The sequence below is a fragment of the Brenneria goodwinii genome, from assembly GCF_002291445.1.
Classification (GTDB): Bacteria; Pseudomonadota; Gammaproteobacteria; order Enterobacterales; family Enterobacteriaceae; genus Brenneria; species Brenneria goodwinii.
The window spans coordinates 5269011-5290406 of sequence record NZ_CP014137.1; the positions used below are offsets into that span (position 1 = coordinate 5269011).

Annotated in this window: 15 protein-coding genes; 9 read left to right on the forward strand and 6 right to left on the reverse strand. The window is 57.5% G+C overall.

Annotation, left to right across the window (positions count from 1 at the left end):
* The first annotated feature begins 126 nt into the window (after positions 1 to 126).
* Positions 127 to 993: an alpha/beta hydrolase gene (locus ACN28R_RS23360; protein WP_048637519.1), complete on the forward strand. Its 867-nt coding sequence runs from the start codon at positions 127 to 129 to the stop codon at positions 991 to 993.
* Between the two features lie 49 nt (positions 994 to 1042).
* Here the strand turns inward: ACN28R_RS23360 and ACN28R_RS23365 are convergent, their stop codons facing one another.
* Positions 1043 to 2662: a methyl-accepting chemotaxis protein gene (locus tag ACN28R_RS23365; RefSeq protein ID WP_095835890.1), complete on the reverse strand. Its 1620-nt coding sequence runs from the start codon at positions 2660 to 2662 to the stop codon at positions 1043 to 1045.
* 417 nt (positions 2663 to 3079) lie between these two features.
* Here ACN28R_RS23365 and acnB point away from each other — a divergent pair, with 417 nt between their 5' ends.
* Both acnB and ACN28R_RS23375 read left to right on the forward strand, forming a co-directional pair.
* The gene (gene acnB / locus ACN28R_RS23370) at positions 3080 to 5677 is read left to right on the forward strand and encodes a bifunctional aconitate hydratase 2/2-methylisocitrate dehydratase (RefSeq protein WP_095835891.1); all 2598 of its coding nucleotides are present in this window, start codon (positions 3080 to 3082) and stop codon (positions 5675 to 5677) included.
* Between the two features lie 256 nt (positions 5678 to 5933).
* Positions 5934 to 7004 carry an alkene reductase gene (locus ACN28R_RS23375; RefSeq protein ID WP_095835622.1) on the forward strand — a complete coding sequence of 357 codons (1071 nt, stop codon included), beginning with the start codon at positions 5934 to 5936 and terminating at the stop codon, positions 7002 to 7004.
* A gap of 112 nt (positions 7005 to 7116) precedes the next feature.
* Here the strand turns inward: ACN28R_RS23375 and ACN28R_RS23380 are convergent, their stop codons facing one another.
* The 4 genes from ACN28R_RS23380 to fepB all read right to left on the reverse strand — a co-directional run bounded on the left by ACN28R_RS23380 (position 7117) and on the right by fepB (position 11272).
* Complete coding sequence (locus ACN28R_RS23380) at positions 7117 to 7926, reverse strand: ABC transporter ATP-binding protein (RefSeq protein ID WP_095835623.1); 810 nt, start codon at positions 7924 to 7926, stop codon at positions 7117 to 7119.
* Between the two features lie 36 nt (positions 7927 to 7962).
* On the reverse strand, positions 7963 to 8997 hold the full coding sequence (fepG, locus tag ACN28R_RS23385; RefSeq protein WP_095835624.1) for an iron-enterobactin ABC transporter permease: 1035 nt from the start codon (positions 8995 to 8997) through the stop codon (positions 7963 to 7965).
* Positions 8998 to 9008: 11 nt separating this feature from the next.
* A complete protein-coding gene (gene fepD / locus ACN28R_RS23390; RefSeq protein ID WP_236840260.1) occupies positions 9009 to 9986 on the reverse strand; it encodes a Fe(3+)-siderophore ABC transporter permease in 978 nt (325 codons plus the stop codon).
* Positions 9987 to 10258: 272 nt separating this feature from the next.
* Complete coding sequence (fepB, locus tag ACN28R_RS23395; protein ID WP_095835626.1) at positions 10259 to 11272, reverse strand: Fe2+-enterobactin ABC transporter substrate-binding protein; 1014 nt, start codon at positions 11270 to 11272, stop codon at positions 10259 to 10261.
* A 289-nt stretch (positions 11273 to 11561) separates the two neighbouring features.
* On the opposite strand from fepB, the gene ACN28R_RS23400 reads away from it, so the two are divergent.
* Positions 11562 to 12488 carry an Rpn family recombination-promoting nuclease/putative transposase gene (locus tag ACN28R_RS23400; RefSeq protein WP_095835627.1) on the forward strand — a complete coding sequence of 309 codons (927 nt, stop codon included), beginning with the start codon at positions 11562 to 11564 and terminating at the stop codon, positions 12486 to 12488.
* Positions 12489 to 12846: 358 nt separating this feature from the next.
* Here ACN28R_RS23400 and ACN28R_RS23405 read toward each other — a convergent pair whose 3' ends face one another.
* Complete coding sequence (locus tag ACN28R_RS23405) at positions 12847 to 15603, reverse strand: winged helix-turn-helix domain-containing protein (protein WP_095835628.1); 2757 nt, start codon at positions 15601 to 15603, stop codon at positions 12847 to 12849.
* Between the two features lie 221 nt (positions 15604 to 15824).
* Between ACN28R_RS23405 and ACN28R_RS23410 the strand changes: the two genes are divergently transcribed.
* The 5 genes from ACN28R_RS23410 to yacL all read left to right on the forward strand — a co-directional run bounded on the left by ACN28R_RS23410 (position 15825) and on the right by yacL (position 21350).
* A complete protein-coding gene (locus ACN28R_RS23410; RefSeq protein ID WP_095835629.1) occupies positions 15825 to 16787 on the forward strand; it encodes a thiamine pyrophosphate-dependent dehydrogenase E1 component subunit alpha in 963 nt (320 codons plus the stop codon).
* 10 nt (positions 16788 to 16797) lie between these two features.
* Positions 16798 to 17817, forward strand: coding sequence for an alpha-ketoacid dehydrogenase subunit beta (locus tag ACN28R_RS23415; protein ID WP_095835630.1), 1020 nt, complete (start codon positions 16798 to 16800; stop codon positions 17815 to 17817).
* Between the two features lie 2 nt (positions 17818 to 17819).
* Positions 17820 to 19352: a 2-oxo acid dehydrogenase subunit E2 gene (locus tag ACN28R_RS23420; protein WP_095835631.1), complete on the forward strand. Its 1533-nt coding sequence runs from the start codon at positions 17820 to 17822 to the stop codon at positions 19350 to 19352.
* An 8-nt stretch (positions 19353 to 19360) separates the two neighbouring features.
* The gene (gene lpdA, locus ACN28R_RS23425) at positions 19361 to 20758 is read left to right on the forward strand and encodes a dihydrolipoyl dehydrogenase (RefSeq protein ID WP_095835632.1); all 1398 of its coding nucleotides are present in this window, start codon (positions 19361 to 19363) and stop codon (positions 20756 to 20758) included.
* A 229-nt stretch (positions 20759 to 20987) separates the two neighbouring features.
* Entirely contained in the window at positions 20988 to 21350 is a 363-nt protein-coding gene (yacL, locus tag ACN28R_RS23430; RefSeq protein ID WP_048637533.1) for a protein YacL, read from the forward strand.
* The last annotated feature ends 46 nt before the right edge of the window (positions 21351 to 21396 follow it).

The window sequence follows — 21396 nt, forward strand, 5'->3', positions numbered from 1 at the left end:
GGATTTTTTATGCTGGGATGGCCTGCCGCTCCAGCGGATCGTCGCCAGCGATATTAAAAAAACTGCCCAATATTTTTGGTTGCTCGTCGGCAGGAATAATAAGAAGAAATAAATACGGGAGGATGGGTGTATCAGTTACGCAATACTCGTGATGAGATGTTCGATTCAACCGCATGCGGGCGCTACCGCGTCATGTCTTTTGGCCCGGAGATCGCGCCGCCGCCGCAGGGATGGCCGATAATCTATATTTTGGACGGCGCCCGTTATTTCCCCGCCGCCGTGTCGCTGATGGAAGCGCTGGCCGGCCCGCGCTGCGGCATGGCGCCGGGTATTATCGTGGCTCTTGACTACGAGGGGCCGACCCGGCGTGAACGGGATTATCGTCCCGCCGTTGAACGCATCGTGCCGGAAGCGGACCCTCGGGGCGGTTATTATCCGTCCGGCATGGCGGGGAATGCGGCGGGATTCCGGCGCTTTATGCTGGAAGAGCTAAAACCCTTTATTGCCGACAGATATGCGGTCGACAGCCGGAGAGAGGCTTTATTCGGTCATTCCTATGGCGGTTTGTTTACCGTCGATACGCTGTTTGCGTCGCCAAATGCGTTTCAGCATTATTATGCCGCCAGCCCGTCTGTCTGGTGGAATGGCGGCTACCTTGTCGAGCAGGCCGGGGTGTTTCTTGCCGGCGCCGGATTACCGACGATGCAGCCGGTCAGCCTGGCGTTGTCGGTGGGAGAATATGAACAGTCTCTGGAGCGTTGGGAATTGGATTTGCCTGACGAACAGCGCCAGGTTTTGCGCCGGCATCGTAACCAGCGGCGGATGGTCGATGGGATTCGGGAACTGGCCTGGACGTTGCAGAATCGTGCGCCGAATTTACGCGTAACCTTGGATATCTACCCGGAACAGTCGCATCAATCTGTGCCGTTGTTCGCGCTACAGCACGCGTTGCGCACCCATTTTCAGCAGCGTTTTTCCGCAACCGGGCAATAATTCCCGGTCGCGGGGGCCGGTATAATTGCCCGTTATTGATGCCTTGCGCTCAGGATACCGTGGCAGCCAACTGCGGCACCGTTTGCGCGTCCGATTTCGTTTCGCTGTGCGCCTGATCCTGTTCCAGTTGGAAAATGGCGACGGCCTGCATCAGTTGGCGAGCCTGCTCTTCCAGTGAAGCGGCGGCGGCGGCCGACTGCTCCACCAGGGCGGCGTTCTGCTGCGTCACACTGTCCATCTCCGTCACGGCCTGGCTGACCTGGCTAATCCCCTGGCTTTGTTCGTCCGAGGCGGCGGCGATCTCCGCCATCAGGTCGTTAACCTGTTTGATGGACGCGATCACATCATCCATCACATTACCGGTACGGGCCACCTGTTTGGCGCCGGCATCCACGCGATTAACGGATTCCGCGATCAGCCCTTCGATTTCTTTCGCCGCCTGAGCGCTTTTCTGCGCCAGATTACGGACTTCGCCCGCCACCACGGCGAAACCGCGCCCTTGTTCACCGGCGCGCGCGGCTTCAACGGCGGCATTCAGAGCCAGGATATTGGTCTGAAAGGCGATGCTGTTGATCATGCCGGTGATTTCGTTGATTTTACGCGAGCTGGTGGCAATGCTGCCCATGATCTCTCCGAGTTCGCGTCCCATCTCCCACCCCTGTTTCGCAACCGACGTCGCTTTTTCCGCCAGCCCGGTGGCCTGATGCACATTGTCGGTATTGTGTTTTACCGTGGTGCCCAACTGTTCCATGCTGGCGGCGGTCTGTTGCAGCGCTGCGGCCTGCTGTTCGGTGCGCGAAGAGAGGTCGTTGTTGCCCGCGCTGATCTCCGACGTGCCCTGATAGATGGAATCCGCGCTGCTGCGGATGGTGCTTACCGTCATTTTCAGACTTTCCTGCATTTCCCGCAGATAGGGAATTAACTGACCGGCATCGTTACGGCCGAAATCATCCAGAGGACGATCCAATTTCCCCCTCGCCAGCGTTTGGAAGTGATCTTTGATCAGCGTCAGCGGCTTCACGATATAGCCGGTCAGGTAGCGGTCGGTCAGCAGCAGAATGATGATGCCCACGACCATCGCCGCGATCAGCGTTTTTTTACACCAGTCGACCAGCGTATACACATGCTGCACGGTACTGTTATCCGACGCGATATCCTGATAGTTGCCGGCCGCGGCGATAAACGTTTCGTTTAACGCCTGAAAATCATCGCGAAACAGCCGTCGGTACTCGGCGAACCTTTTTTCCAGCAGAGACGTCATCATCGGCTGCAGCCCCTGTTCGATCAGTTGGCTCCACGACGTTACCACTTCATCGACGATGCGCCGATCGATGTTCGTATGCGCCTGACTTTTGAATTTCTCGAGATTTTCCTGGCTGCTTTTCAGCGCCTCGTTAGCCGATGTCACGGTGACGTCGATATCATCCAGTTTGCCGCTTTGCATCAGCGTCATGGCCCGGTTAATGCGGATCACCGAACGCAGCGCCTGTTCGGTGCCGTTCGTCAGGGTATTTAAGGAATCGACCTGGGTATTGCCGAGCGTTAGGTAATGGGTAGCCTGATTAAGCGATGACAGCGTAAACCATGACACCCCGCCCCATAAGAGTAGAAAAAGACTGAGAATAACCAACAAAACCTTTCTGATCGTAACATTCCGTAAAAAGGACATATGCACTCCCAATGGCGTTGACATCAACCTGCCCATTAGGAAACTATCGGCAATCGGGCGAATAGCTTGTATATCGATTTATTATGGAGTTCAAACCGTTATACCCTTCATCTTTCAAGTTGGATTTCTTTAGCCGCTTACTGACAGAGCCATAATCTATGGTCGATTTTACCGCTAACATGTTAATCTTCAGGCGTTAGGCATTATCGGATTGACGTAATACCCGTCGGTTAAAATAGCCATAATGTTGCCATTATGTTAATTAATTAACAATCGATTCAAATCGTGATAGGCTAACGAAGCTAGACCGGTCACTCTCTTACCTTACCTCCACAGGCTTATGATACAGGCATGGACATTAGAATCAGGAACAAGAGCGCCGGGCATAATGAAGACAATGAGAGCGAGGAGAAAGTCGTGCTAGAAGAATATCGTAAGCACGTAGCCGAGCGGGCTGCACAGGGGATAGTTCCCAAACCGTTGGATGCCACGCAGATGGCGGCGTTGGTTGAGTCATTAAAACATCCACCGGCTGGCGAAGAGGACGTTTTACTGGATCTGCTGATTAATCGTGTTCCCCCTGGCGTAGATGAAGCGGCATACGTTAAAGCCGGCTTTCTGGCCGCCATTGCCAAAGGTGAAGCCTCTTCTCCGTTGATCACGCCAGAAAAGGCCGTTGAACTGCTGGGCACCATGCAGGGCGGTTATAATATTCATCCGTTGATTGACGCGCTGGACAGCGAACAGCTGGCGCCGATTGCGGCCAAGGCGCTGTCTCACACGCTGCTGATGTTTGATAACTTCTATGACGTGGAAGAAAAGGCGAAGGCCGGCAATGTTTACGCCCAACAGGTGATTCAGTCCTGGGCCGATGCCGAGTGGTTCCTTTCCCGCCCTGAACTGGCGGAAAAAATTACCGTCACCGTTTTCAAGGTGACCGGCGAAACCAACACCGATGACCTCTCTCCCGCGCCCGATGCCTGGTCGCGACCGGATATCCCGTTGCATGCGCTGGCGATGTTGAAAAACGCCCGTGAAGGTATCGAGCCCGATCAGCCCGGCGTGGTCGGACCGATCAAACAAATCGAAGAACTGAACAAGAAAGGTTTTCCGCTGGCCTATGTCGGCGATGTCGTCGGTACGGGTTCTTCCCGTAAGTCCGCCACCAACTCCGTATTGTGGTTCATGGGCGACGACATTCCCCATGTGCCGAACAAGCGCGGCGGCGGCGTGGTGCTGGGCGGCAAAATCGCGCCGATCTTTTTCAACACCATGGAAGACGCCGGCGCGTTGCCGATTGAGGTGGACGTCAGCGATCTGAATATGGGCGATGTGATTGATATCTATCCGTATAAGGGCGAGGTTCGTCGCCATGATACGGGTGAGATCCTGGCGACCTTTGAGTTGAAAACCGATGTTCTGCTGGATGAAGTGCGTGCCGGCGGCCGTATTCCGCTGATTATCGGCCGTGGGCTGACGTCAAAAGCGCGTGAATCGCTGGAACTGCCGCTGAGTTCGGTGTTCCGCATTGCGAAGCCCGTGGCCGACAGCCATAAAGGTTTCTCGCTGGCGCAGAAAATGGTGGGGCGCGCCTGCGGCGTTGCCGGTATTCGCCCGAATGAATATTGCGAACCGAAGATGACCTCTGTCGGTTCCCAGGATACCACCGGGCCGATGACCCGTGATGAACTGAAGGATCTGGCCTGTCTCGGCTTTTCCGCCGATCTGGTGATGCAGTCATTCTGCCACACCGCCGCCTATCCGAAGCCGGTGGATGTGACCACGCACCATACGCTCCCCGACTTCATTATGAACCGCGGCGGGGTGTCGCTGCGTCCGGGGGATGGGGTGATTCACTCCTGGCTCAACCGTATGCTGCTGCCGGATACCGTCGGCACCGGCGGCGATTCCCATACCCGTTTCCCGATTGGTGTCTCTTTCCCGGCGGGCTCCGGGCTGGTGGCGTTCGCGGCGGCGACCGGCGTAATGCCGCTGGATATGCCGGAATCCGTACTGGTGCGCTTCAAAGGGAAGATGCAGCCGGGCATCACCCTGCGCGATCTGGTGCATGCGATCCCGCTGTATGCGATTAAGCAAGGGCTGCTGACCGTCGAGAAGAAGGGCAAAAAGAATATTTTCTCCGGCCGTATTCTGGAAATCGAAGGCTTGCCGGATTTGAAAGTTGAGCAGGCATTCGAGTTGACCGACGCCTCGGCGGAACGTTCCGCCGCCGGCTGTACCATCAAATTGGATAAAGCGCCGATTATCGAATACCTGAGTTCCAATATCGTGCTGCTGAAGTGGATGATCTCGGAAGGTTACGGCGATCGCCGTACGCTGGAACGCCGTATTCAGGGCATGGAAAAATGGCTGGCCGATCCGCAACTGCTGGAAGCCGATGCGGACGCCGAATATGCCGCGGTGATCGACATCGATCTGGCGGAGATCAAAGAACCGATCCTCTGTGCGCCGAACGATCCTGACGATGCGCGTCTGCTGTCCGAGGTGGCCGGCGAGAAGATCGACGAAGTGTTTATCGGCTCCTGCATGACCAATATCGGCCATTTCCGCGCCGCCGGTAAACTGCTGGATAACCACAAGGGCCAGTTGCCGACCCGTCTGTGGGTGGCGCCGCCGACTAAAATGGATGCCGCGCAGTTGACCGAAGAGGGCTACTACAGCGTGTTCGGCAAGAGCGGGGCGCGTATTGAGATCCCCGGCTGTTCATTGTGTATGGGCAACCAGGCGCGCGTGGCGGATGGCGCGACGGTGGTTTCCACCTCTACGCGCAACTTCCCGAACCGCTTAGGCACCGGCGCCAATGTTTATCTGGCATCCGCGGAACTGGCGGCGGTGGCTTCGCTGTTGGGCCGTCTGCCGACGCCGGATGAGTACCAGACCTACATGGATCAGGTGGATAAAACCGCGCTGGACACCTATCGCTATCTGAACTTCGACCGTTTGCACCAATACACGGAAAAAGCGGATGGCGTGATTTTCCAGACGGCGGTGTAAATCGCGTTCGTTCGCCTCATCTCTCAGGCTTCTGAAATCCTCAGAAGCCTTTTTTATGCGTTTTTCTGAATATGGCCTGCCGGGACATCGCTGGTATTATAATTTTTTGTTATTGAATAGTTATAAATTATATGGCGCTATCGCACGCAATGTTGCGAGTTTCTTGACTAATTAACTCATCATAGAACGTGTCGCCGACAGATTTTATCCGTCAATAACCTTACATTTAATATGGCTTTGCCTTAAGGAAAATGCTATGCCAAGTTTGTTTGATCCTATCGAGGTTGGCGCTATCACGTTATCCAATCGTATTGTGATGGCGCCGCTTACCCGTATGCATGCTGCTGAACAACGAATTCCCAGTGCGTTGTCGCTGGAATATTACGTCCAGCGGGCCAGCGCCGGACTGATTTTGACCGAAGCCACCGCCGTAACGCCGAAAGCGGTGGGGTATCCCAATACGCCCGGCATCTGGTCGGAAGAGCAGATCGAAAGCTGGAAAAAGATTAATGACGCGGTGCATCAGGCCGGCGGGAAAATGGTTATCCAGCTCTGGCACGTCGGGCGTATTTCCGATCCGATCTATTTGGATGGCGAACTGCCGGTGGCGCCCAGCGCGATTGCGCCGGAGGGGCACGTCGCCACGATTCGGCCGTATAAACCCTATGTGGTGCCGCGCGCGCTGGCGACGGGCGAAGTGGTCGGTCTGGTGGCTGATTTCCGCCGGGCGGCGGAAAATGCCAAACGCGCCGGTTTCGACGGGGTGGAAATCCATGCCGCCAACGGTTATCTGTTCGACCAGTTCCTGCATGACGGTTCCAATAAACGGACGGATCAATATGGCGGCTCCATCGCCAATCGCGCCCGTTTCCTGCTGGAAACGGTGGACGCCATTCTGGAAGTGTGGCCGGCGGATCGGGTGGGGGTACATCTGAACACCATGTCCGATACCCATTCCGTGCAGGATTCCGATCCTAAGGCGCTGTTCGGCTACGTGGCGGAACAGTTGGATGAACGGCATCTGGCGTTTATCTTCGTGCGTGAAGCGCTGGCGACGCCGGTGCGCATCCTGCCGCTGATCCGCCAACGTTTTAGCGGCGCGGTGATTGCCAATGACGGTTTGACGCAGGAATCCGCTGAAAAGCTGATTGCCGAGGGGGAGGCCGACGCGGCGTCTTTCGGCCGGCTATTTATCGCCAATCCGGATCTGGTAGAGCGTTTCCGCCTCAAGGCGCCGTTGAATGCGCTGAATAGCGATACCATCTACGGCGCCGGCAGCACCGGATATACCGACTACCCGACGCTGGAACAGACCCTCGGCGGCTAAGGTCGCCGACCCGCTTACCAGGCCGGCCGCCTCAGGCGGTCGGCGTCAGACTCTTCGCCATAACCATAGCGGATCCCGGCTGGTTTATCGCCGGGCTGGCGGCGTTGCGGCATCAGGAGATGGCGCCCGGCACAGGGTGGTAACGCCCGCAAGGCACAATCAGCGGCGTGTGGGATACCGGATCGTCGATGATGATGCAGGACATGCCGAATACCTGCTTAACCAGCTCGGCGCTGATGATCTCGGCGGGTCTCCCCTGCGCCATAATCTGTCCGGCCTGCATCACGATCAGATTATCAGCGTAGCGGCAGGCCTGATTCAGATCGTGCAACACCGCCACCAGCGTGCGGCCGTGTTGCTGATGAAGATCGCGAAACAGGTCAAGCAGGTCGATCTGGTGCGCCATATCCAGCCAGGTGGTGGGTTCGTCCAGCAGCAGCAGCGGCGTCTGCTGCGCCAGCACCATGGCGATCCACACCCGTTGGCGCTGTCCGCCTGACAACTCATCCACGCTGCGTTCGGCCAGCGAATCGACATTGGTGGCAAGCATCGCCTGTTCCACCGCTTCCTGATCCGCGGTGTTCCACTGGCGCAGCAGACTCTGATGCGGGTAGCGCCCGCGCGCCACCAGATCCGCCACGGTGATATTATCCGGCACGATGGCCTGTTGCGGCAGCAGGCCGATTTGTCGCGCCAGCGCTTTGGTGGGGAGGTGATGAATGTTTTTGCCGTCCAGCAGCACTTTGCCCGAAAGCGGTTTTAACAATCGGCACAGCGCCCGCAGCAGGGTCGATTTGCCGCAGGCGTTCGGGCCGATAATCACACTGAATTGATTATCCGGGATCGTGACACTCAATGCTTCCGCGATGACTTTTTTATCGTACGCGAGCGTGAGGTTGGTGGCGTGCAAAAGATGCGTCATCAATGTTTTACCCTGCAAGTGATTAACCATGGATGATTAGCGGCGTGCTTCACGGATCAGCAGCCAAATCAGATAAACTCCCCCAATGCTGACGGTCACCGCGCCAACCGGAAGCTGAATATTGGCAAAGGCGTTCTGGGCGACAATATCCGCCGTCAGCAACAAAATGGCGCCGACCATCGCGGCGGAAAACAAGGGGGTCGTGCTGGACTGGGTCATGCGCCGGGCAATCTGCGGTGCGGCCAGGGCGATGAAAGAGATCGGGCCGGCGGTGGCGGTGGCGACGGCGGTCAGGATGATGCCGAACAACATCAGCCACAGGCGGCTGGCTTCGGCGTTCACGCCCAGCGCCCTGGCGCTATCATCGCCCATTTCCAGCAGTTGCAGACGTTTGCCCATCAACAGCGCGGCGGCGATCGCCATGGGGATCAGCAGGATGGCGGGCTGGGCTTTTACCCAGGTCATGCCGTTCAGCGAGCCGGTTGCCCATAGCTTCGCCGTCATCGCGCTTTCCAGCGAACCGGTAATGATCAGCCAGGTATTCAATGCCATCAGAATCGCGCTGATGGCAATACCGACGATAATCAGGCGAAAGCCGATAATGCCGCCCCGCCAGGCCAGCAGATAGACCAATGCCGCGGTAACGATGCCGCCCAGCATAGCGCCGCTGGCGATCTGGTAGTAGCCGCCGTGCAGCAAAATGATGGTAATCAGCACGCCGGTATAGGCGCCGGTGTTAAAACCAATAATATCCGGGCTGCCCAGCGGGTTACGGATGATCGACTGAAAAATCGCGCCGCTTACGCCCAGTCCGGCCCCCAGCAACAATGCCGCCACGGCGCGTGGCGCGCGCCACTGCGTAATAACGGCGATGACGCCGGGCTCCCCGTGGCCGGCGAAGGCCCGCCAGACATCGAGCGGGGATAACTGTAAAGTCCCGATACTCACCGCCATCGTGATCAGCAACAGGCTTAACAGCAGCATTATACCGTTGATAACTAACACGCGTAGCGGCAGCCGGGCATAGAGATTTCCTGAGCGGCCGCGGAGGTACAGCGTTCTGGCAATCATATTGCGTTTCCTTACACTTTGCGCCGACGAACCAGCCAGATCAGTACCGGCGCGCCGATGAAGGCGGTCACCACCGATACCCGTAACTCGCCGGGAACCAGTAAACGACCGGCAATATCGGCACACAGCAGCAGTACCGGCGCAAATAACAGGGAGTAAATCAGGATCCAGCGCTGATCCGGCCCCGCCCACCAGCGGGCGATATGGGGGATCATCAGCCCGACAAAACCAATCGGCCCCACCAGCGCGGTGGAGGATCCGCACATCAGCATAACGGCTACAACCGCAATCGCGCGGATGAATACCACTCTGGTGCCCAGCGCGGTGGCGATATCTTCGCCCATACTGAGCGCATTCAGCGATCGGGATGCGAACAGCGCCAACCCGCAGCCCAGCAGGATAGTGGGCGTGACCAACGCGATATGGCGCATAGATCGGATATCTAATGTGCCGGCCTCCCAGATGCGCAACTGGTCGAACGCATCGGGATTCAGCAGCGAAATCGATGAGGTGATGCCGGTCAGTACGGCGCTTATTGCGACACCGGCCAGGGTTAAACGAATGGGATTGATGCGGCCGCCGCTGAGTGTGCCGATGATCCAAACCATCAGACTGGTCGCCAGCACGCCCAGCCAGGCAAAACCGAGCCAGGCCGCCATGCCGTTGATGCCAAAAAAAGTAATGCCGATCACAATGGCGAAACTTGCTCCGGCGTTAACGCCGAGGATCCCGGGATCGGCGAGCGGATTACGGGTTAGCGCCTGTATCAACGCCCCCGAACCGCCTAGCGCCATACCGGCGATAATGCCCGCCAGCGTACGCGGCAAACGGGCGTTAAGAATGATGGTGCTGTCCGCATTGTCGAGTTGCCCGGTAAGGCTCATCCAGACCACCTCCGGCGAAATGGATTTGGCGCCTAGCATCAGGCTGGCGACCGCGCCGGCGGCAATAATCAGCAGGCATACCATGATACCGGACAAACGCCTCATGTGATTAGGGCGGGGAAAACTCGATATGTTATTGGCGGCGTCAAAATGGGAACGGTGACATGACATCCTCAATGAACACTCCCTTCATCAAAGAATGAATATAATAATTATTATCATTAGTGTAACTGTGCCGCCATGTTAGCATGCGCGACTTATCAAATACATTGACGTAAACCCGGAGTTAAGGGGATTGTCGGCGCGGGGTATCCAGTCGTGCGCCGGGCGGATGTTCCCGATGCCCGCCACTAGGCCTGACATCGGGGATGCGTTGCCTATGGTTTGCCGAACTGGCGTTCAATACTATCCAGCATATTGCTGGCGCTGTAATAATCCAGCCGGAACGTATCTAATCCCAAGGCCCACACCTGATTTTTAATCACCGGTTCCAGGTGGCTAAGGAAAGGATTTCCTATCAGTCGATAGACTGTTCTGTTATCCGCGGCGAACAGCAACAGCGACTTGCCGTTAAGACTATCGGCCATGTTTTCGCCGGAGATCTGCACGATATCCAGACGTTTGCCCTGCGAGGTTCCCGTTTTGATATTGGCGGGAAGCGTCGCGAGCTGGAATCCCAGTTCGTTCAGCAACTGCCCCTGCGCCGATGCCGCGGTACAGATATTGGCGCCGCGGCCGTCCTCATAATACACCAGCGCCGAAACGGGCTGCGGCGGCAGTTGGATAGCCTGTTTGACGGCGAGCACCCGCTGTTCGAACTGGCTGATGACGCGCTGCGCATCGGCTTCATGACCGGTTGCCTCGCCGAGCAGCAGCGTCAGCTGTTGCCAGCTTTTATCACCGTAATCAATCACCAGCGTCGGCGCGATAACCGACAATTGTTCATACAGTTTGAGCGCCGAATCCCCGCCGGTGGCGGCAATGACGATCAGATCGGGCGCCGCCGCCGCGACGGCTTCGGCATTCGGTTCAGAGATATAAAGCGGTTTTACGCCGCGCTCTGCGGCCAGATGGCCCCATTGCAAGAAGAAGCCCTGATTATCCGCCATCATGCTGCGGGGGCTGGTGGCGCCGGAGCCAATCAGCGGCGCATTAATGGCGAGCAGCGTGCCGCTGAGGGTCACGCTGGTGGAGACGATCCGCTGCGGCGGTTGTTGCAGCGTCAGCGGGCCTTTAAATGTTTGTATGGTTCGCGGCCAGCCGTCGTGCCGGTCGGTGGAAGTCTGCGGCGACGTATCCTGTGCGTCGCAGCCGCTGATAAGGATGCCGGCGAACAGACTGAAAACAAGTGCGACTATTTTGTGAATATGCTGCTGACTTTTACCTTGCATAACCGTTTGACTACCCCTTTACAGACTGCGAACAACCGACGTGGTAAAGGAGGTTAACGGTAATACTTCTCATATACAATAACCTGTGGCGACGTTATGAAAAATGGCGCCATAACGTCGGCGGCCGCCGTATTTTGTTTATGCGGCGCGGCGCACAGAAAAATGACGTTTCGCTGTTCCTTCGGTGTATTCTTTCGGGCCTGTTTGCATAACCTGCCGCATAATCTTTACCCGCTGGCGCCATCCGTTATCCTGCCGGTCTTAGGGAGCACAACCAGTCAGGGACGACATGCAGCCACACGATAAGGTATTCAAACTGTTTCTCAGCGATATTGATGTCGCGCGGGATTTCCTTACCGTCCACCTGCCGCTGGATATCGGCGAACGCTGCGATTTCAGCACGCTGCGGCTGGAGTCCGCCTCATTTGTGGATGAAGCGCTGCGCGCCCGGGTATCCGATATGCTCTATTCGCTGCATACCAGTGCCGGAACCGGCTATATCTACTGTCTGATTGAGCATCAGAGCAAACCGGAACATATGATGGCATTTCGCCTGATACGTTACTGTCTGGCGTCGATGCAACAGCATCTTGAACAAGGCCATAAACGGCTGCCGCTGGTGGTGCCGCTGCTGTTTTATCAGGGGGAGCGAAGCCCGTATCCGTATAGTCTGCGCTGGCTGGATGCGTTCGATGACCCCGCATTGGCGGCACAAATTTACGGCAATGCTTTTACGCTGATCGACCTTACCGTTATTCCCGATGAGGAGATTAAAACCCACCGGCGGGCGGCGTTGCTGGAGTTGGTGCAAAAACATATCCGTACGCGGGATATGCTGGAACTGGCGCGGGATATCGGGTTATTATTTGAGCGCTGGCAGGTGCCGCTGACGCAGAAACGGGCGTTGCTGTATTACATCGCGCAAACCGGCAATACATCCAGACCAGCCGATTTTATCGAGAGAGTGGCGGAGCCGTTGTCAACGGATCGGGAGGAGATAATGACGATTGCACAGCAGCTGAAACAAATTGGATTTGAAGAGGGTTTGCAGGCCGGGGTCATACAGGGAAGAGAGCAAGGCATAGAGCAAGGAATGAAAGCCAGCGCGCGGCAGATTGCGCGCCAGTTATTGCAGACCGGCATGGCGCGCGGGCAGGTCCAACAAATCACCCAGCTTTCCGACGAGGAGATGGCGCAATTAGCTGTTTCTCGGTAGTGAAAACCAATATCAGGCCGCCACGGTTTCCGTGTTGTCTTATTAAATGATTGAGACCGAGCTGGCTCGTTGTGACGTGCGTTGGAAGGCATCGAATGAAAGGCATAAGTAGCCATATTGCCGTCTACAGAGCGAGCTTGAACAAGGCGATATCAGGACGGCAGACGTGTATTTGGTAAAGTATGTCATGCATCTGAGAGCGCACTTTTTAAACATTCTTGCGGATAGAAACTTCAAATCAGCAAACATGAATAAAGGGGCGGCGTCCTTCGGCGCAAGCATTTCGGCTGGCCTATCACCGTCTGGCGTCACTCTCCGGGCCGTGGCAACCAACGTTAAACATTGCTCCCGGCGATTTTTATTCGGCGCAGTCGACCTCGCTTAACATTTTGATCCGATTCATGGCCTGGGTACGGCTGGTCACCTCAAGTTTGCCGTAGAGATTCTTTAAGTGCCATTTGACCGTTTCAACCGAGATCGCCATGGTGCGGGCGATTTCTTTGTTCGACCGACCCTGGGCAACCAGCTGCAGCGTCTGGTTTTCCCGTTCAGTCAGCGAGGGCAGCGGATGCCTATCGGCCATCAGGGGGGCGGCAGGCCAGGGTGAACCGCGCAGCAGATCGCTGATATAGGCACGATCGCTGGCTTCCACTTCCTGCTGGATACGCTGAAGTATCGGGTAGATCTCAATGCCGGCATCCAGCAGGCTGCGCTTCAGGTTTTGGCTTTTTGCCAGTTTCAGCACCGGCAATAGCACATCGCAGGCGCGCTGTTGTTCTCCGTCCTGCCACCAGGCCACCGCACATAGCGCCCGTTGCCTTATCGCTTCCAGGATGCAGCGGCGTTTTTCCAACTGTTGCACCAGCGGCCACAGCAGGCGCGCCGCTTTTCCGGCATGGCCTTCATCCATCAACATCAAGGCCTGGCTGGCGATGCGGCTGGTTTGCAGGTAGTTGGCGAGTGGAAAGATCTGCCGGTATTGTTCACTGAGTCCGGTTAATTGTTGCATCAGTTCCAATGCCTGGTGGCGCTGGTTATGCAGTACCGCCACGCGCAGTTGCTCCGCCAGCAACACGCCTTGCAGCCGCGGCCAGCCCCGGTTGGCGACCACCTGCTGCGCATGTTCCAGTAAAATTTTCGCCTGTCCCGCATCGCGCAGCAGCGCCCGCCGAACCAGCGCCCGGTAGGCGCTCAATAAGGCATCCGGCGGCGCGATAATATCGATTTTGGCTAAATGCGGCGCGATCTGGGAATCCAGCAGCAGGAAATTGTTCTCTTCGTAATGGATCTCCGCCAGCAGAGCCTGCAGCGTTGCGCTGCCGCAGGAGTCGACGCCGGTCAGACGCTCGGCCTGCGTCAACGCCTGGCGGTAATAAATTTCACCGGTGCGTAAATCAGCCTGACGAACATGATTGAGGCCCAGAATAAAGGCCCGGTAGACGCTGACAAACAAATTGTCCTGCGGGGTAGTCGGCGAGGGCATATGTTGTTGCACGGCGGCAACGTCCTGATAGCGGTCCTGAACCAGGTAGTCATAGCTGAGGATATTGCACACCAGACCGTCCACCCAACTGTCGCCGCAGGGAATTCGGTTGAGCAACGGTTTGGCCAGTTCTTCGCTGGCGGCGATATCTTCGGCGAACGAGGCGGAAATCGCGCTGATTACCTGCCATTTAATGCGTAAACGTTCGCTTAATCGATGAAGGATAAAACAGGACTGCAGCCGCTTGAGCAACGCTTCCGCTTCATCAAAACGGAAGTAGTGGGCCAGCGCCCAGGCTAGATTCAACTGTAGCTCGATGCGTTCTTCCTGCGCGCCTTCGGTTAGCGGCAACTGCTGCAGCCAGCGAACCAGCGTATCGAGATCGCCTTCTTCCGCCAGCGATTGCGCGCTCGGTGCGGCATAGGCGGTGCTGTTATCCAGCTTGCCCGCCGCCAGCGCGTGGCGAATGGCCTCCGCCCAGTGACCGTTGGCCGCCAGCCAGTTACTGGCGCGTTCATGCAGTTCGGCGATTTTTACCGGCCCGCTGGTCAGGCGTTCGTACTGCGCTTCGGCAAACAGCGAGTGGTAGCGAAACCAGCCGCCCTGTTCGTCCAGCGGTGAAATAAACAGGTTATGCTGTTCGATAAAGGCCAGCATCTGTTTGCCATCCTGGCGTTGGGTCACCGCATTGCACAACTCCGGCGTGAAACGGTTAAGGATGGAAGTCTGTAATAAAAACTGCTGGATTTCCGGCGGCAGCGGATTCAATACCACTTCCTGCAAATAGTTCGCCATCTGTTTGGCGCCGGCCGGGCCTTCAATCGTCTGAAAAAGAACGCCCTCGTTGCTGGTCGCGGAGAGCGCGGCTATCTGGATGCCGGTGATCCAGCCTTCGGTGATATTCAGCAGACGTTGGATCTCCGCCTGATCGAGGTTTTGGTGGGTGGTTTCGGCAAAATACGCCTCCGTTTCCGACGGATTGAAGCGCAGATCGTTGATATCGATAATCACCATCTGATTGCCTGCCAGCATACGCGCCAGCGGCAGCGTCGGCAGGCTGCGGCTACCCAGCAGCAAATGCAGGCAGGCCGGCGCATAGTTCACCAGTTCGTTGATATCCTGCAAAATCACCGGATTGCGAATCAGATGAAAATCATCAATCACCAGATACAACGCGGTTTGACGTTGGCTCAGGCTATTGATCAGATTACGGATAAAACCGTCCTCGGTACACAGCGAGGCGTTTGGCGATATGGGTTCGAGCTGATTGAATAGTTCACCGCAGTAAGGGTGCAGGGCGGCTAACAGGTAGCGGCGAAAGTCATGCAGGGCGTTGTCTTGTTCATCCAGACTCAGCCAGGCCGCGCTGTGCCCCTGGGAAGTCAGCTCCCGGTGCCACTGGCTAAGCAGGGTGGTTTTGCCGAATCCGGCGCCGGCGCAGACCAGCGCCAGGCTGCGTTGATGAACCAAATCCAGACGAGACAAGAGTCGTGCGCGGCGCAGGACGGCGCCCGAAGTGCGCGGCGGAGAGAGTTTGGTCGCGATCAGCGGCAGTCCGTGGCTGAGCGTAAATGATTTCTGGCGATAATCGATGGCTGACGTTTGTATCGGGTACAAAAGGTGCTCATTCATGGGGCATTATCCTCATGTGGTCCTGTTGTCATCAGATGGTTATTCGCCGGCGTGATGGCTGCGCTTTTATTCCCCCCCCCCCTCAATTTAGCCGCTTTTGCCACCCGTTTGGGTAGTTACCCCCGCCGTTTTATATCCCTATCTTAATCTCTGGCGAGGGTGGATCCCGTGATAGGGGTCACCGTTAACAGCGGTAAAACCAGGCAAGTGAGGGCAATACTATGTCTTTAAGCAAGCAGGCGTTATTGCAGGCCTACCGCAAAATGCGTGAGATACGCGTTTTTGAGGAACGGCTGCATCAGGAAAATACCACCGGAGATATTCCGGGGTTTATTCATCTGTATAGCGGTGAGGAAGCGATTGCTGTCGGCGTTTGCCAGAACCTGAGCGATCGGGACTATATCGGCTCCACCCATCGCGGACACGGGCATTGCATCGCCAAAGGCTGTGATATCCACGGCATGATGGCGGAAATCTTCGGCAGGGAAACCGGGTTGTGCCGCGGGAAAGGCGGTTCGATGCATATCGCCGATCTGACCAAGGGGATGCTCGGCGCCAATGCGATTGTCGGCGGCGCGCCGCCGCTGGTGATCGGCGCGGCGCTGACGGCAAAAACGCTGGACACGACGGATGTGGCCGTCTCCTTTACCGGGGATGGCGGCTCCAATCAGGGATTGGTTTTTGAAGCCATCAATATGGCGGTGGTATTACAACTGCCCGCCATCTTCGTATTCGAAAACAACGGGTTTGGTGAAGGCACCGGTCATGATTATGCGGTAGGCGGTCGGGATATCGCCGGCCGCGCCAGCGGTTTCGGCCTGCCGGCGGTAAAGGTGGACGGCTCGGACTTTTTTGCCGTTTACGAAGCCGCGGAACAGGCGGTGCGGCGTGCGCGCAGCGGCGGGGGGCCGAGCGTCATTGAAGCGGTGGCAACCCGCTGGCACGGACATTTCGAAGGCGACCCGATGCTTTACCGTCAGGAAGGCGAAGTGGATCGCCTGCGCGAAGAAAAAGATCCCCTGCAAATCTTCAGTAAGCGTGTGGAAGGGCGGATCTCCGCCGACGAACTGGCCGCCATCGATAACGACGTGCAGGCGCTGGTGGATGATGCGGTACTGAAAGCTCGCGCCGCGCCGTTCCCGGCGGTGGAACAGGTTCTTACCGACGTTTATGTCTCTTACTGAGGGCACGACCATGGCAATCAAAACGTATCGTGAAGCGATAAAAGAAGCGCTGGCGCAGGAAATGGAGCGGGATGAACGTGTGGTGCTGATTGGTGAAGACGTATGCGGCGGTCAGGCCGGCACGGTGGAAGTCGGCTCCCGCGGCGAAGCGATGGGCGGGGTATTCGGCGTCACCAAAGGATTGTGGACGCAGTTTGGTTCATCGCGGGTGATTGATACCCCGATTACCGAATCCGCCATTATCGGTATGGCCGCCGGGGCGGCGCTGACTGGCTTAAGGCCGGTGGCGGAACTGATGTTTATGGATTTTTTCGGCGTCAGCCATGACATGGTGTATAACCAGGCGGCGAAATTCCGCTATATGTTCGGCGGCAAGGCCAAGGCGCCGCTGGTGGTGCGCGGGATGATCGGCGCGGGCTATTCGGCCGCCGCTCAACATTCGCAATCTCCCTACAACATTTTTGCGTCGACCCCCGGTCTGAAAGTGGTGGTCCCGTCATCGCCCTATGACGCCAAAGGCCTGTTGATCCAGTCCATCCGCGACGACGATCCGGTGATGTTCTGCGAACACAAAATCTTGTACGACACCAAAGGCGAGGTGCCGGAACAGGCTTATGCCATTCCGTTCGGCGTCGCCAATTACACCCGCGAAGGCACGGACGTCACAATTATTGCGCTGGCCGCGATGGTGCATAAAGCCAATCAGGCGGCGGATCAACTGGCGAAAGAGGGGATCTCGGCGGAGGTTATCGATCCGCGCACCGTCTCTCCGTTGGATGAAGAGGGGATCCTGGAGTCCGTTGCCGCTACCGGCCGGGTGGTCATCGTTGATGAGTCGGCGGCCAGATTTGGTTTCGCCCATGATGTTGCCGCGCTGATTGCGTCGGAAGTGTTCTATCAGTTGAAAGCGCCGATTGCGATGGTTACGCCGCCTCATACGCCGGTTCCTTTCTCAACCGTGCTGGAGCAGGCCTGGATACCCAGCGTCGATCGTATCAAGGCCGCCGTTCGTAAAGTGATGGAGGAGTGACTATGAGCGCCATTCGGGTAATCGAAGTACCTAAGTGGGGACTGTCGATGGAAGAGGGAACGCTTAATGTCTGGCTGATTAAAGAGGGAGACAGTTTCACTGCCGGGCAAGAGGTTTGCGAGATTGAATCCAGCAAGATCACCAACGTGCTGGAAGCACCCTTTGCCGGCGTGTTGCGGCGTATTCTGGTGCAGCCGGGCGAGACGGTGCCGGTTAGCGCGCCGCTGGCGCTGGCGGCTGACGCCGATGTCAGCGACGATGATATCGATCGTTTTGTTGCCGAATTGCAAGGCAGCGGCGGCACGGATAATTCATCGTCGCCACAGGCTGTGACACCGCCGCCGCAAACGTCATCGCCGGCACCGCCCGTCGCGGTAGCGCCGGTCGCCGAGGTTAAAAAAGCGCATAGCGCGGCGGCAACGTCCACCGCTTATCAGGTGCCGTCGCAACTGCTTGGCGACGGCGGCGCGGATAGTTTTGCGACGCCGCGGGCGCGGCGTCTGGCGACCTACCTCGCTATCGATCTGAGCAAGGTGGCCGGCAGTGGACGGAACGGTCGCATTTCGCTAGCCGATATTGATGCGGCCATCGTGCAGCATGGCGGCAAGGTGAAAGCACCGGAGCGGCAGGTACGCGCGCAGCGGCAACCCGGCTCACGCCAGGATGACTCTCAGGTGGCGGCGACGCCGGTCGCCCGCCGGCTGGCGGCCAGGCTGGGTATTAATCTGCACGATTGCCGGGCAACCGGCAGCCGGGGCCGGGTATGCCAGACGGATGTCGAACAGGCGGCCGCACATTTGGCTATTCCGGCGGCGGGGAATACGGCGCAAGGAGAAACGGCGACGCCGGAGTATGAAGTTACCGCCATGAGCGGCATGCGACGGGCCATTGCCTCTCGCTTGCAGGAGTCCAAACGCAATGCGCCGCATTTCCGTCTGCAAGTGGATTTGGCGCTTGATCGTCTGCTGGCGTTGCGTAAAGAGATCAATGCCGCTGTGCCGGCGGTCAAACTCTCAGTCACCGATATGCTGATCAAAGCCTGCGCTCTGGCGCTGGTTAAGGTTCCCGGCGTCAATGCGCTGTTCGATCAGGATCGTCAGGAGATCCAACAGTACCACGATGCGGACATTTCGATCGCGGTGGCGCTGCCCGCCGGTCTGATCACCCCGATTGTGCGGGCGGCGAATCGCAAAACGCTGACCGAGATCGCCGGGGAAATGTTGACGCTGGTGACCAAGGCCAAAGCGGGAACCCTGAAGCCGGAAGAGTTCCAGGGCGGCACGTTCAGCATTTCCAACCTTGGGATGCACGGCGTGCGCCAGTTCGACGCCATTATCAATCCGCCGCAGGTCGCGATTCTGGCGATCGGCGCCGGCGAGCGCCGTGTGGTGGCGGAACAGGATCAGATGGTGGTGCGCACATTGATGAGCGTCACGCTATCCTGCGACCATCGGGTGGTCGATGGCGCCAGCGGCGCCGAGTTTCTTAACCAACTCAAGCATCTGGTGGAAAATCCCGCCACGTTGCTTGTATAGGAGCGGAAATGAAAAATAACTATGACGTTTTGGTTATTGGCGGCGGTCCGGGCGGCTATGTCGCCGCCATCCGCGCGGCGCAGCTGGGGCTCAATACCGCGCTGGTGGAGAAACAGCATTTGGGGGGCGTGTGTCTCAACTGGGGCTGTATCCCGACTAAAGCGCTGCTGCGCGGCGCTGAACTGGCTCATCAGCTGGCGCATATGGATGAGTTCGGATTCAGCGCGGAAGCGGTGCATTTTGATATCGGCAAACTGGTCGCCCGCAGCCGCAGCGTATCAGCCGGGCTGACCGCCGGCATTGCTTCTCTGTTGAAAAAAAATGGCGTTACGGTGATTACCGGCACGGCGACGCTGACCGGTAAAGGGGAGGTCAGCGTGAGCGCCGGGGGCGAAGCACGCGCTTACCGCGCCGATCATATTATTCTGGCTACCGGCTCGCGGCCGCGGGGGCTGCCCGGCATCACGCCGGACGGCAAGCGTATCTGGAACTATATGAATGCGCTGGTGCCGGAGTCGGTGCCGCCGTCGTTGCTGATTGTCGGCACCGGCGCCATCGGCGTTGAGTTCGCCAGTCTGTATAACGATCTGGGCTGCGCGGTGACGCTGGTGGAGCTTGCCGATCGCATTATGCCGCTGGAGGATGCCGAGGTGTCCGCGCTGGTCGCCCGCCAGTTTAGCCAGCGCGGCATCACCATTCTGACCAAGGCCAGCGTGACCGCGGTCGAATCGGATGCCGAGTGCGCCAGATGCCGCATTCAGTTGGCGAACGGCGACCAGCAAGCTATTGACGTCAGTCAGGTATTGCTGGCCGTCGGCGTGCGGGCCAACTATGAAGATCTGGGGCTGGAAGCGCTGGGCGTTGAGATTGAAGGCGGGTACATCAAAACCGACGAGTGGTGCCGAACCAACGTCTTTGGCCTCTATGCCATCGGCGATGTCGCGGGGGCGCCCTGTCTGGCGCATAAAGCCAGCCATGAGGCGGTGATCTGTGTGGAGAAACTGGCGGGCGTAGACGCAGTCGAGCCGCTGGATAGGCGCGCGATCCCTGCCTGCACCTACTCCAGGCCGCAGGTGGCCAGTTTCGGCCTGAGCGAAGCGGCGGCGCGGGCCAGCGGCCGGGCGATTTCGGTCGGCCGTTTTGACTATCGGGCCAACGGTAAGGCGCTGGCGATGGGGGAAGCGCTGGGCTTTGTGAAAACCATTTTCGACCGAGACAGCGGCGAACTGCTCGGCGCGCATATGGTGGGGCCGGAGGTGACCGAACAGATTCAGGGATTCGGTATCGCTCATCATCTTGAAGCGACCGAAGCGTCGCTCAGTCATGTGATTTTCGCCCACCCGACGCTCAGCGAAGCCATGCACGAAGCGGTGCTGTCCGCCAGCGGTAAAGCGCTGCATCAATAGGCGGAATCCGGCGCAATCTTTCCGCGCGCCGGATAACCTGATATCGTTCGGCTGCGTTGCTTCCTGCATCAAAATTACGTGAGCTTTATCCGCCCCAAATGGGCCGTCGCTGATGCGACGTCAAAAATTTCTTCCGGAAATTTTTTGCTTCCAATTATGCGAGCTATCACTGTGGTAGGACAGGAGGACGATTACACTGAAGACAAGCAATATCACTGAGGACGGCATCATGGACTATGAATTCTTGCGGGACATTACCGGTCAGGTAATGGTACGAATGTCGATGGGACATGAGGCGGTGGGACACTGGTTTAACGAAGAGGTCAAAGGGCAATTGACCCTATTGAACGAGGTGGAGGAAGCCGCCCGAACGGTGGCGGGAAGCGAAAGAGAGTGGCGGAAAGTCGGACACGAATACACGCTATCGCTGAATGCCGAGGAAGTGATGATTCAGGCCAATCAGTTGGAGTTCATCGTCGATGATATGGAAGAAGGCATGAGCTACTACGATGAAGAAAGTCTGTCGCTGTGCGGCCTGGAGGATTTTCTCAACCTGGTGACGAAATATCGTGAATTTGTGCAGACGCGTTGAGGCGGCCGGTATTACGGACGTCATCAGACTTTGCGCAGCAAGAAGG